At 33.7% G+C, this 13649-nt stretch carries 15 protein-coding genes; all 15 read right to left on the bottom strand.

All coding sequences use genetic code 11. The features are described from left to right. Positions 1–158 precede the first annotated feature (158 nt). The 15 genes from pseC to CRI88_RS04880 all read right to left on the bottom strand — a co-directional run bounded on the left by pseC (position 159) and on the right by CRI88_RS04880 (position 13648). Positions 159–1289 (bottom strand): UDP-4-amino-4,6-dideoxy-N-acetyl-beta-L-altrosamine transaminase, encoded by a 1131-nt coding sequence (gene pseC / locus CRI88_RS04810; RefSeq protein WP_101966439.1) that lies wholly within the window; start codon positions 1287–1289, stop codon positions 159–161. Continuing rightward, complete coding sequence (gene pseI / locus CRI88_RS04815; RefSeq protein ID WP_089934815.1) at positions 1286–2332, bottom strand: pseudaminic acid synthase; 1047 nt, start codon at positions 2330–2332, stop codon at positions 1286–1288. Before pseI ends, pseC begins: the two co-directional genes overlap by 4 nt. Further along, on the bottom strand, positions 2329–3288 hold the full coding sequence (gene pseG, locus CRI88_RS04820) for a UDP-2,4-diacetamido-2,4,6-trideoxy-beta-L-altropyranose hydrolase (protein ID WP_089934813.1): 960 nt from the start codon (positions 3286–3288) through the stop codon (positions 2329–2331). The genes pseI and pseG overlap by 4 nt, the downstream gene beginning before the upstream one ends. After that, positions 3288–4010, bottom strand: a complete 723-nt coding sequence (locus CRI88_RS04825) for a cytidylyltransferase domain-containing protein (protein WP_101966440.1) — start codon at positions 4008–4010, stop codon at positions 3288–3290. The genes pseG and CRI88_RS04825 overlap by 1 nt, the downstream gene beginning before the upstream one ends. Before the next feature lie 15 nt (positions 4011–4025). Beyond that, on the bottom strand, positions 4026–5198 hold the full coding sequence (locus CRI88_RS04830) for an acyl-CoA reductase (RefSeq protein WP_089934811.1): 1173 nt from the start codon (positions 5196–5198) through the stop codon (positions 4026–4028). Continuing rightward, entirely contained in the window at positions 5195–6256 is a 1062-nt protein-coding gene (locus CRI88_RS04835) for a LuxE/PaaK family acyltransferase (protein ID WP_089934807.1), read from the bottom strand. The genes CRI88_RS04830 and CRI88_RS04835 overlap by 4 nt, the downstream gene beginning before the upstream one ends. After that, a complete protein-coding gene (locus CRI88_RS04840) occupies positions 6253–7587 on the bottom strand; it encodes an AMP-binding protein (RefSeq protein WP_089934803.1) in 1335 nt (444 codons plus the stop codon). Before CRI88_RS04840 ends, CRI88_RS04835 begins: the two co-directional genes overlap by 4 nt. 58 nt (positions 7588–7645) lie before the next feature. Further along, a complete protein-coding gene (locus CRI88_RS04845) occupies positions 7646–8617 on the bottom strand; it encodes a transketolase family protein (RefSeq protein ID WP_089934798.1) in 972 nt (323 codons plus the stop codon). Beyond that, the gene (locus tag CRI88_RS04850) at positions 8610–9440 is read right to left on the bottom strand and encodes a transketolase (RefSeq protein ID WP_089934797.1); all 831 of its coding nucleotides are present in this window, start codon (positions 9438–9440) and stop codon (positions 8610–8612) included. The genes CRI88_RS04845 and CRI88_RS04850 overlap by 8 nt, the downstream gene beginning before the upstream one ends. Next, complete coding sequence (locus CRI88_RS04855; RefSeq protein WP_101966441.1) at positions 9433–10188, bottom strand: SDR family NAD(P)-dependent oxidoreductase; 756 nt, start codon at positions 10186–10188, stop codon at positions 9433–9435. Before CRI88_RS04855 ends, CRI88_RS04850 begins: the two co-directional genes overlap by 8 nt. A gap of 17 nt (positions 10189–10205) precedes the next feature. Next, positions 10206–10445 carry a hypothetical protein gene (locus CRI88_RS04860; RefSeq protein ID WP_036167149.1) on the bottom strand — a complete coding sequence of 80 codons (240 nt, stop codon included), beginning with the start codon at positions 10443–10445 and terminating at the stop codon, positions 10206–10208. Next, positions 10438–11001, bottom strand: coding sequence for a UDP-4-amino-4,6-dideoxy-N-acetyl-beta-L-altrosamine N-acetyltransferase (gene pseH, locus CRI88_RS04865; RefSeq protein ID WP_089934795.1), 564 nt, complete (start codon positions 10999–11001; stop codon positions 10438–10440). Before pseH ends, CRI88_RS04860 begins: the two co-directional genes overlap by 8 nt. A gap of 17 nt (positions 11002–11018) precedes the next feature. Continuing rightward, complete coding sequence (locus tag CRI88_RS04870; RefSeq protein WP_101966442.1) at positions 11019–12089, bottom strand: FkbM family methyltransferase; 1071 nt, start codon at positions 12087–12089, stop codon at positions 11019–11021. Beyond that, entirely contained in the window at positions 12089–13066 is a 978-nt protein-coding gene (gene pseB, locus CRI88_RS04875) for a UDP-N-acetylglucosamine 4,6-dehydratase (inverting) (protein ID WP_089934790.1), read from the bottom strand. The genes CRI88_RS04870 and pseB overlap by 1 nt, the downstream gene beginning before the upstream one ends. 258 nt (positions 13067–13324) lie before the next feature. Then, on the bottom strand, positions 13325–13648 hold the full coding sequence (locus CRI88_RS04880; protein ID WP_089934787.1) for a DUF8042 domain-containing protein: 324 nt from the start codon (positions 13646–13648) through the stop codon (positions 13325–13327). Position 13649: the final 1 nt, after the last annotated feature.

Raw genomic sequence — 13649 nt, forward strand, 5'->3', positions numbered from 1 at the left:
TATTTTTTTAATCTGAACATATGCTTACTTTTCTTTTTTGAATAATTTATTGATAGTTTTAAAAATAGATAGTGGTATCTTCTATTAATTGTTCTCACTCTATTCAACTACAGTTAATATAAATGATAATAACTTCATATTAAAAGAATACTTCCTCATCAAATGTATTCTTTTAATATACTCACTATATAGTTAATATCTTCATCAGTTAAACGAGGATGTATAGGCAATGTTAACGCTTTTTTATACCATTCCTCTGCTACTGGGCATAGTCCTTGCTCATAACCAAGCTTTTGATAATACGGATGCCAATAAACAGGTATGTAATGAACATGGACACCAATATTTGCAGCTCGCATAGCATTAAATACTTGTTTCCGATTTGCTTCATCTAATTGAATCATGTACAAATGCCAGCCAGATTCAGTATCCTCTAGTTGCTTCGGTATTGTAATTCCAGTCACATTTCCTAATGCTTCATTGTACTTTGCAGCAATTTCTTGTCTCCGCTTAATAAAATAATCAAGTTTCTTCATTTGTGAAACACCAAGGGCTGCCTGTAAATCTGTCATACGAAAATTATAACCTAATTCTGTCATTTCATAATACCAGTCACCTTGTTCTTCAGCATAAGCTGTTGGCTCAATTCCATGACTTCTGAACTTTACTAGTTTTTTATAATAATTTTCGTTATTTGTAACAACTATGCCACCTTCTGCTGTTGTCACAGGCTTTACAGGGTGAAAACTAAACATTGTCATATCCGCCTGTGTTCCAACCTTTCGCCCTTTATAACTAGCACCAAATGAATGAGCACCATCTTCAATTACGACGAGTTCATGCTTCCTTGCGATATCCATAATGACATCTATATCAACAGGTTGTCCTGTAAAATCCACTGGAATAATTGCCTTTGTTTTTGATGTAATTTTAGAACGGATTTGTTCAGGGTTAATATTATAAGTACGTTCATCGATGTCCGCAAAAACAACTGTTCCGCCAACATAGCGTACACAGTTTGCACTTGCAGCAAAGGTAATAGGAGACGTAATGACCTCATCCCCTTCATCAATTCCAGCAGCATAACAAGCACCATGTAAAGCTGCTGTTCCATTGCAGAATGCTACTGCATATTTTGAACTAACATAATCTGCCACAGCTTGCTCAAACTGTGCAATTTTCGGTCCTTGAGTTAAGTTTGGTGAACGCAATGTTTCAATAACTGCTTGAATATCATCTTCATCTATACTTTGACTGCCATATGAGATAAATCGAGGTGAATCAATCATAGTAATAAATCCCAACTTAATGGAGTTCCTTTTTTTACATCATGCTTAATCGATTTACCAATCACTAAATCATAGTACTTCGTTGGCAAACCAAGGCCTGGTCGAACGTTGCGAACATTTTGTTCTGTTAAAATATCACCAGCTTTTAAATCTGAGCCTATATATAAAGAACGTCGGAATTTTGCTGATTCCTTCTCCGCATTTGTTGGTCCATAACTCACATTCCCTAAACTTTGCCATGCACGCTCCGTTTCTTCCACTAACATTTTTAATTCATGTGGTTCCATTGAAAATGCAGAATCAACCCCTCCTTCAGCCCGAGATGTTGTAAAATGCTTTTCAATTACCGTTGCTCCAAGTGCCACTGCAGTAACCGATACACCAACCCCCATTGTATGATCTGATAAACCTACTTCTGTACTAAACATTTCTTTCAAATGTGGTATAGTTACTAAATTTGAATTAGCAGGTGTAGCAGGATATGTACTAGTGCATTTCAGTAATATGATTTGATTATTACCTTCTTCGCGAGCAGCACGAACTGCTTCATCTAGTTCAGCAGCAGTCGCCATACCTGTGGAAATAATCATTGGTTTTCCTGTTCGCGCAACTTTTTTAATTAATGGGATATCTACATTTTCAAATGAGGCAATTTTATATGCTGGTACATTCAATGTTTCCAAGAAATCCACTGCTGTCTCATCAAATGGAGAACTAAAAGCAAGGAGACCAAGTTCTTGTGCTTTTGCAAAAATCTCCTTATGCCATTCCCAAGGTGTATAAGCCTCTTTATATAAATTATATAAAGAATTACCTCTCCAGAGATTTCCATCTTCTTGGATGAAAAACTCACCTGTATGAACGTCTAATGTAATTGTATCAGGTGTATAGGTTTGTAATTTCAGAGCGTCAACACCTGCTTCTGCGGCTAGCTCTACTAAATGTAATGCTCTTTCCAATGATTGATTATGGTTACCTGACATTTCTGCAATAATAAATGGCTTCGTATGACGACCAATTTCTCTATTTCCTATTTTAATCATTTTATCAACTCCAATATTTTATAAACCCACTCATTTGGTTGCTCATTTTGAGTTAGAATAAGCCCTTTTTCACTTAAATCTTTAATCTGTAAATTTTTTAATAACTGTTTATAAGTTTCCGATGTCACGTCTTTATGCCATCCCAGATTAATAACTATGCCAAGTTCTGCAACAAATTCTGTCCCTTCTTTCTGATTATTAGCTACAATAGTACTCGATGAAGGTAGTCCAACATAACAACGTTCCCATGTTGTACTTCCCCCCGCACCAATAGCAAAATCAGCCTGTTGCATTAACTTTGCCATATAATTAATTTGACAGTGATAGTCATACCCACGCTCTTCACAAATCTCCCGAATTTGTTCCTTAAAAACATTACCATTTCCAACAACTACATCAATATGTTTAAACTGAAATTCTTCAAGTGCCTCCAAAATTTTCATCGTCTCATTCGTTGGATCCGAACCGCCCATAAAAATGAGTAAATTTTCAATTTGCTCATTCCTCTTGCGCAATAGCCGTCTTGCATCAATAAACTCATCACGCATAATTAAATATTTTGGACCTAATAGCTTTATACATGCATCAGACACTAAATCGTCATATCGTGATTCAAAATTTGGCAATACATTAGGGTCCAGAAGCAACTCGCAATCATGCTTACGGTTCGCTAAATCATCAATTACCACAATTTTTTTTGTAAATACACGTATTTTGCACTCCCACTCTTTATCAATCCCATAATGATCAATGATATATATGTCTGCTTGCTCTGCTTCAAAAATATTTCCAAAACCTTCACTGATTACGTAATCAATTAGATTTCCAGGTAAATCTTGCATCCAAAAGATTACTTCACATCCATTCACACGCAAATTTTTTGCAACTGTCAAACAACGCATAACATGACCACTACCGATTTCAATAGATGCATCTGTACGAATAATGACTTTCATTAAATCACCGGCTTTTGCTCGATATGAGCATTTAGTTTTGCAACTTCAGGATTATCTTTTAAAAATTGAATCACATCTTTACTTGAAATTAATGGGTTGTTGAAATGCTTTGCCACCTCATAAATCAGTTTATAGTCTTCGATTGTATCTAGCGTAATGCGTAGTTCTGGCGCAATACGATTTGCTGGCGCTTTATATGTAACTGATTCAAATTCTTCAGCAAATTCATAGGCGTAATAAGTAACATGCTCACGATGTCGAGATTCTAGCCCTACTTTATGAATATATAAAAGTGCTTCATATGAAATAAGTTCTACCGCTAATCCTCGAGGTAATTGCCCGTCAATTAACACGATATCTTTACGTTCTTTTAGAATTAATTCTACAATATCACTTGCCATTTCATAGTCAACAAATGGACAATCCGATGTTACACGCATCACATAATCAGGTTTGTATTGCTTTGCACATTGAACATAGCGATCTAATACATCTCCCTCAGAACCTCTGAAATATGCAACTTGTTGCTGTTCACACCAATTTGCAATTGCATCATCTTGTTTTAAAGTACTTGTCGCAACAATAACTTCATTAACACCTTTGATAGCACGACAGCGCGTGATATCGTACCTTAAAACATCTACATCTCCAAGCGGTTTTAAAATTTTCCCTGGCAAACGAGAGGAGCCCATTCTTGCTTGGATAATTACAATTGTTTTCATAGTTAAACTCTCCATTTATAAAATTATTACTTCCCTCGTAAACGATGTTAAGAAACTTTGTCCATCCCAAACACCATCAAAATTTAGCGCTTGCCCGATTGGGACAATTCGATCTATCCCTCGTGTAGAAATTGATTCTACTAATTCCTTTAACTCAGGTTTCTCAAAACCAAAGTATGCAATTGTTTGATCTTTATCGATTATAATTTGTTCTAAGTCTATTAAGTTTTCAACTTCATACTCATAAAACAAGCCACCACCGCAATGCTTTTCACGTACATCTCTTGGCACATCATTTAGCTTTATACGTGAAAAGTTCGTTATAGGTACTACTTTTTCTACATAATTTTCCGCGGCTAATTGTAAACTTGTCGAATATTTCAATACTTGCGTTGCTGCTAATAACTCATGTTGCTTTTTCTGGATTTTACGTTCAAATGCCGTCCAAAAAGATTCTATTTTCTCACCTATCCAAACGATAAGTCTTGGTGATGAACATGCCATTTGGTCAAACCAAAACACATCGTTATAAAATTGCTCAAGTAATGCATCTAGTGCCTCATCATCTAATAACATAACTTTTTCGGAGTTTAATATGGCTAATGAGAATCTGTCTGGAAATGCTAATTCATTTGCTAGTGGTGCAAGGGGAATTTTACGAATGGCTTTTACCGTTTCATCCCCTCCCCAAATAACACGTGTATGACATGTTAGACTGAGCATTTCTGTTGCACTCTCATCATGACCATATGTACAAATTATTATTTGTTCCGCTAACGATTTATAATTAGGTAACTCTTCTAAAATCACTTGTAATAACTCATTTATTTCCGTTTTACTTGAAATACGAATGATATTGCGATTCCCTGCAAGAAGTGACAGCATCCATGAATAAACGAAAATAGTATCAACATTTGAAGGAGCGATATGAAAAGCTGTACCTCGCCCACGAACTACTTTTCCCTTAGTAGCCTTTTCAAACTCTGCTTGCATTTGCTTAATATTTGATTTTCGAAGCCAGTAACCAAGTGCTACAACTTCAGGCATGTATCGCATCCGTACAAAACGCTTCGATAAACTTTGTGTAAAAGCAATTACTTCTTCAGCAAAAGGTTGATTCAATTTTTGATTATTCAAGTTGCATAGTACATTATCAAAATTCCCATTCTTTGGCCAAAATATTTTCACAAACGCACACCTCCTTGAAAAGTATCACTACAACCGCGTAATTCTGCCTTCGGGATACGTCCAACTACACTAAAATACTTTCCTTTCCATCCACATGGACAATCATCAATACCATGAATTGTTCCTAAATCTTCTGTCAATAAAGAATGACCCGGATAACTTTTTGGTAATTCACTCACTACCTGAATTAAACCTTGTTGTCCTACAGGTAAAACATTAAACGTAATCGGATTACGAATAATCACATCAGCATAGCTCGGTGCATGTAAATGTCCTTCATTACACTCTACAAAAATTGAACCGACCTGTTCAACCATGCCATAATAGTTATGTACTTCTTGAATGCCTAATTGCTTACTAAGAAGATGATTAAAAGTCAAAGCATCAACCGCCTCATCCTTAAGCTTTTTCCATCCACCTCCGTGAATAAGTACACTATCACCAAAATTAATATTTAAACCTTTATCTCTTATTTCTTTATAAACGTACTGCCATATCATAAATGTAAAACCAAACAGTAATATACGTTGTCCTTCGTATTCTTTTAAATACGCTTGTAAACCTTCAACATCCAATGTCATATCATCATTTAAAGCATAAAAGTGTTTGCGACCGAAATTAGAGAACCCTAAAATTCCCGCTCCACGTGCACTAAATGATTTTCGATCCTTTAGCACAGATTTCGTATCTAACAGAATCATTGGCAAACGTCTATTACCTAAAATAGGTTTCATCACTTCTACAAGTGCTTTTGTCTGTGCAATCGATGTCTCTTTATCGAGGTAAATTTTAGATACTTGCTGTCCCGTTGTCCCACTTGATGTTAGCACTTTTACAACGTTCTCTTGAGAAACCGATTTTAAATTCATTAGCTTAAACAACTGCACAGGTAAAAATGGTACTTCTTCTAAACAACTTGCTTCTAGTAATGCATTGCTTTTTTCTAGCATTGATTTATATTCATGACAATTTTCAGTGTGCCATCTAGTTAGTTCATTTAATTTAACTACTAGTTCAATTTCTTTCTCGGCCTGTACTAAATGATAAGGGACCGTCATAAACAGCTCTCCTTTAGCTTCATATAATCGGTTTTTCCACTTACAAAACGTGGAATTTCATCAATCACCTTGACTTTAAATGCCGTTTTGTGAAGCTTATATAAATGTTCAATCGCTTCTTTTACTTTTTCAACATAATCAGCTTGTTCAATAGCTACAATTAATTTATCGTCAGATCCAGTACAAGCTAAAGGTATTTGTAGTTCTTCTTCAAGTTTCTTCTCCACATCATCTAAATTAATGCGCAAACCAAATAACTTAATAAAACGCTTCATTCGTCCTGTAATTGTAAAGTATCCATCTTCATCAATGATTGCTGTATCGCCAGTATATAGTACCCCATTAAGTTCATAGCCATTTGCTAAGTCTGATAAATTCTCAGCGTACCCCATCATGACATTAGCACCCATATAAATTAACTCCTCGGTTTCTACATCTATAGAAAGTTTGCCACCAGGAATAGCAATACCAATTGTGCTAGACTTCTCTAATACTTTTTCATAAGGAATATATGAAATACGTGGTGCAGCTTCAGTTTGACCATACATTATGTAAAATCTCTTATTTTGTTCTTTTGCATATTCTGCAAAATGCTTTACAAGCTTTTCATTTAATCGTCCCCCAGCTTGTGTCATTGTCTTTAAATAAGGTAACTCCATTTTTGTAAAGCCTATACGCTGTAACATTTGATATGTAAATGGAACACCTGCAATTGAAGTTGCTTTATGTTTTTTCACAAGTTCCCAAAATGACTTCTCCATCACGCTTTCATCAGTCAATAAAATTGAAGCACCTGCTAAAAGGTGACTATTCACAATCGACATGCCATATGAATAAGAAAGTGGTAGATTCATAACTGCTCGTTCATTTTGATTAATTTTTAGATACTCTATAATAGATTCAGCATTTACCCTAATATTGTCATAGGAAAGACGAACAAACTTTTGACTACCAGTTGTACCTGAAGTACTTAATAAAATTGCAAGGTCAGGATGAATATTGGTTACTATTTCTTTTGTTCTTATTAATTGATTTTCATTTATTTCATATCCTTCATGGCTCTTTAATCCAATAATCCATTTCGGCTGATATGTTTTTATAATGTTTGCTAGTAATTCATGATTAATACCTTCATTAATCAGCATAACCGCATGCTTGCTATTCATAGCTGAAATATAAGTAGCTAAAATATCTATTGTGTTTTGGCATAGTATCAATATTAACTCTTTGCTTGTACTACGAAATTCAATTTTAGGAATTTCACTAAAAGCATATGTTTGTTCATTTGTAATAATCGCCACATCACTACTCTCTAAATTAAAAAGTTCCATAAGCTCGCTCCTTCTTTATAGGAAAAGGTGTGATAGCATCTACCACACCAATAAATAATTAAATATTATTTAATGTTTCCTTTATACTTTTAGCAACTTTATTAGCAGTTAATCCGTAATAGTCTAGCATCTCTTCATATATTCCTGCTCTGCTATAATCACTAGGTAATCCTATCATTAAGTGAGGAGGCTTTTTAACCTCCATAGCTATTGCTTCGGATATGGCGCTACCTAGCCCTCCAGCAATTACATGCTCTTCCATACTTACAAGAAGCTTTTTATCTTTAATAACCATTTTTATACCTTCATTATCTAAAGGTCTGATAGTATGGACATTAATTACTTCAGTATTAATGCCTTCTAATTCTAATAATTCTGCAGCTTTTATTGCCTCACTTATAATGGAACCCGTAGCAAATATCGCGATATCTTCGCCATTTTTCACTGAGATAGTTTTTCCGATTTCAAAATTATAATCCTCTTTATAAATAATTGGAGAGGGCGCTCCACTAGTCAATCGAAGATATACTGGATTAGGATAACTTTCCAGAGCCTCTAATACTTTTACTAATTCAAAAGAATCTGCAGGTGAAATAATTGCTATGTTAGGGATAGCACGAATAACAGCTATATCTTCAAAACTACAATGCATATTACCTATCATACCTAATACTACACCACTAGATAATCCTACCATTCTTACTGGATGTTTCATTTCACCAATATCCATTCGAATTTGTTCTAAACATCTTAGCGTATGGAATGGAGCATATGTTGTTGTATAAACATCAAAACCTTCACTGGCTAAACCAGCGGCTATACCAATCATATTTTGTTCAGCAATTCCTACATCAATAAATTTGTCAGAATGTTGCTTTCTATAACGATCTAAGCCTGCTGGAATAGATACATCTGCTGTTATCACCAATAAATCTTCCTTTTTTTTGGCCTTCTCTAACATGACCATTCCAAATGTGCCTCGTTGACCTAAACGTGCTAACATTTTATGATTTTTTAATGTATTATTCATTTTCTTTCACCTGCTCTTCTATCGCTTCGTTAAATAATTTATCCGTTAGCACAGCATGATGCCAATCAATATTGTGCTCCATAAAAGAAACACCTTTGCCTTTAATAGTATTAGCTATTATTACTCTAGGTTTATGAGAAACACTATCAAATACACTTATTAATGCCTCAATATCATGCCCATCTACAGTGGAGACAGCCCAGCCCATCTCTTCTAGTACTTTCTCCAAATGATTCATTGGTAAAATATCGTTCGTTTTACCACCTAACTGAATACCATTCCGGTCAATAATGACTGTTAAATTATCTAATTTAAAATGTGGAGCAGATAAAAACCCTTCCCAAATCGACCCTTCGTTACTCTCACCATCACCTAATAATACATAAACATGACTTGATAATTGCTTACGTTTTAATCCCATCGCAACACCGATAGCCAATGATAAGCCCATTCCTAAACTACCACTTGTAAATTCAATACCTTTTTTACGATTCATTACTGGATGACCTAAAAAGGCACTACCTGTATTCATAAAACTAGCTAAATCTTCCTCTGTAATAATTCCATTCTCATATAAAGCAGTATAGTAAGCTAATACCCCATGTTCTTTACTTAAAATAAAACGGTCTCTACCTTCGTCTAAAGAATTTTTACTATTAATATTCATAGTGTGACCGTACAAAACAGCTAAAATTTCAATAATGGATAAGCCCGGACCTACGTGAGCAGCATTATTCCCTGAAGCATTTGCTAATTTCAAAGCATTTATTCTCATATGACTAGCTTGTTTCTTTAATTTTTCTACTAAGCTTGCATTAATCATTAAAAAGTCCCCCATCTACCCGTAATATTTGTCCAGTAATGTAGGATGACAAATCAGATGCCAAAAATAACACACTATTTGCAATTTCCTCAGGTCTAGCTAAACGTTTTAAAGCTAAATGACTTTGTAGTTGTGTCAAAAATTCTTTATTTGTGATTGCATTTGATACCATATCGGTTTCTGTAAAACCTGGAGCAATAGCATTTACCCTTATATTAACATTACCTAGTTCATTCGCTATTGTTTTAGTAAAGGCGTTAAATGCAGCCTTACTTGCCGTATAGGAAATCATCCCTTTGTAACTATCATCGGCTGCAATAGATGTAATATTTACAATAGATGCCGCTGTACTTTTTCTCATTAATTTCGTAATATATTGAGTCAATAAAAAAGGGCCATAAAAGTTCACTTTCATTTTTTCTTCAAGTGTTTCCATTGTAGTCATTTGATAAATTGTATCCCCAGCTATCCCAGCATTATTAACTAATATATCAATCGTAGAGAACAGATTTCTTATTTCTTCTATGGCTAATTTAACTTCATCTTCCTTACTAATATCAAAATAGACAGGTGTTATTAGAACACCTGTCTCGTTTTGAAGATTAGTTAAGTAGCTTTCAAATTCCACAGTACTTTTTCGAGCACATGCAATTATATTAGCGCCCTGTTTAGCAAATACAGTTGTAATGGCTTTTCCAATTCCCCGATTACATCCTGTTATAACCGCTACTTTTCCGCTTAAAAGCATACTAACTACCTCCTACTTTATACTTCAACATCATATTTTTTTAAAATTTCTATACCAATCGTATATGAGCTAAACTCAATCACATCATCTGTTTCAAGCATAATATCAAACACATCTTCTAATTCAGCAATCATTGCCATATGCCCTACAGAATCCCACTCTTCTATTGAGTTATATACTAACGTTTCATTTAATTGGTCCTCGGTAATATTAAAACACTCTTTAAAAACATTGTTATACTTGTTTAAATTATTCATTGCTATTTTTTCCTCTCAATTCGAATGGAGCCCTTAATTTATGATATTTTTGATAGTTGTTAATCCACTTATCTTTTAAGATTTCCAGAACTTCTACATCATAATATACGCCATCTTTTTTTATATGCTGAGTTAACGTACCTACTTTTCTAAATCCATAATGATAGTCCATTTTCAACATAGATTCATTTATAGAGAGAACTTCAATTACTAATTTGTTAAACTTCATTTCGAAGAAATAAAAATTTAGAAAATAAGGCAGGATACGGCTTGAAACAATAGAATATTCTAATTCACCAATATAAAAGCCTGAACTGGCTTTCTCATGTATGTAATCAATATTATTTAATGAAATTAAACCTATAGGGCTATCTTTATAAACGATAACCCAATTTAATTGAGTATAATCTTTGTTTATCTTTTCAAACCATTTTCTTTGCTTGTTTAAATCAGGCTCGATATCCGTATACATAAATTTAGTTACGTGTTCACTAGTGCGCCATTTCATTACTAAATCTAAACCATCTTCATCTAATAATTTAAATTCCATACTCATTATTATTCACCACTAATTCATTTTGGAACATACGCATATAGTTTTCTCCAATTATGCTTAACTACATATTTTGGGTTAGCATCTTTTATTATTTTTTCGAGAATTTGCGCATCTTCTGGGAAATGATACGTACATATTGATAATTTTGGCTCCATTTCTTTTAAAGTTTTTTGAGCCCCTATAAGCATATATCGTTCTGCACCTTCGATATCAGCCTTAATATAATCTACTTTCTTAATCATCTTTTTTTCAACCAAATTATCTATTGTATCAATAGGAACTGATCTTATTTGATCATTTCCACGATTCATATAAAAAGAGTCTAGTACTCCTGTGTCTGATTCAAATAAATCCATGTACCCTTGATGGTCTGATAAACCATACGGTATTATTTGAATATTGTCATATATCTTTTTTTGTTTTTCTAATATCTCGAGTGATTTTTTCCCTGGCTCACAAGCATATACTGTGCACCCCATACTAGCTGCGTAACAAGAGTATAACCCTATATTTGCACCGGCATCGATTATATAATCTCCTTCTTCGAGGTGAACATCTTCAAACTCATAAGCACCATCTACTACTAATGAAAAATCGTTTAAAATGCTAGGTGATAATTCATCCCCTACTGTTTCAAAAAAAGCACCTTTTAAATCACTATTAAATAGTATAGGGTTATATATTTGAATACCATTAAAATCAATTATTTCTTTCGAAAGGTCGATGTTGAATTTTTTAAAATATTCTTCAAAAAATGGATCTTCATAGTTCTCTATAGACTGTATATTTACAATATTTTTATAACCCGTTTTCATAAGAGAACTAAATACTTCTTCATTATGGGAAACTACAGTTAAATAAATATCAACATTATCATTTAGTAAACTTATTTCATTAAGTTCAACTATAGGTACACTTCTCATTTTTCCACTTTTACTATGATAACAATATTTCTGTTCTTTCTTATGCCCTGAACTTACAAAGACATAATCCACTTGGATATTCTCAAACCAATCCAAATAGTTTATTAAAACTTTTGCTGCGTAACCTATACCATACACAACTGTATACCGAGGTTCAGTATTCATTATATGTCTTTTTCTCCTATCATTCTCACTAGATCTTTAACATTTAACCATTCTTTATTATTATCACTTGTATAAGCAAAGCCGTCTGGTAGAGGAATACCGCCTTCAAACTTATCAGCATACCACCAAGAAAATTCAGGTTGAATGACATAATATGTATCAAACTCTAATGTATGCCGAGCATCATCTTCCATAATCATTGCTTCATGAAGTTTTTCACCAGGGCGAATTCCAATAACTTCTATTTCACATTCAGGAGCAATCGCTTTAGCTAAATCTGTAACTTTCATACTTGGAATTTTCGGCACAAAGATTTCCCCACCGTACATTCGTTCCAAATTATCTAATACGAATTGTACCCCTTGATCGAGGGTAATCCAGAAACGGGTCATACGCTCATCTGTAATAGGTAATTTACCTGTATCTTTAATCTTTTTAAAGAATGGTACTACGCTACCGCGACTTCCTACTACATTGCCATAGCGTACAACTGCAAATCTTGTTTTCTTTTCTCCTACATAAGCATTGGCAGCGACGAATAATTTATCAGATGCTAATTTTGTCGCACCATATAAATTCACAGGGCTACATGCCTTATCCGTTGAAAGCGCAATTACCTTTTCTACACCACGGTCGATAGCTGCCTCAATAATATTTTGAGCTCCATGAATATTTGTCTTTACCGCCTCAAAAGGATTATATTCACATGCATCAACATGCTTCATAGCAGCTGCATGAATGACAATATCCACACCATCAAAGGCACGATATAATCGGTCTTTATCCCGCACATCACCAATAAAGAATCGGATTCGTTCATCTTGGAACTCTTGCTTCATTTCATATTGCTTTAACTCATCACGACTAAAAACGATAATTTTTTTTACACCTAATGTAAGTGCTTTCCTGATGAATTTTTTACCAAAAGAGCCTGTACCGCCTGTTACTAATACCACTTTATCTTTTAAAACACTCATTAGTATTTCCCCTTATTATGTATCATATAAATATTATATCGGATAATTTTAACGTATTTCTACTTTTGAAAAATAAATATAATTTTTAATGCAATATCCACTTTTTATTTGTACATATTTCACTTTTTCCTTTTTACTCTACACATTTCCTCCTTAGCAAATGTTCATTTTAATAGATAGACGAAAAAACACTCTTTGAATTAGAATATACATTCAAAAAGTGTTCTTATTTTAACTATCTCTTAATTGATATTAATTTCAAGCTATAATTTGTTCAAAATATGGCAACATTTCATATTCAAAAATATCAGCTACAAGGACAAAATCCTGTTTTTCTAAACCTTCATTTATAAGGTTTAAATACTCTTCTAATTGTTGTTTGTTTAAATTTGTATTAACCCCTTGATCCGTTAGTATTTCTTCCATTTGTTTTATCCAAGTAATTCCCTCTGAAAAATTCAATATTTCATTTAAAGCTGTCGGAACATTGCCAGATCTTAAACTATCAGCAATATATTGTAACCCTGCTGGAATTTTAGCTATATATTTGTAATATTCATCTACAATCTCTATTTTGTCCATT

It is taken from the genome of Lysinibacillus fusiformis (assembly GCF_002845985.1).
Lineage (GTDB): Bacteria > Bacillota > Bacilli > Bacillales_A > Planococcaceae > Lysinibacillus > Lysinibacillus fusiformis_D.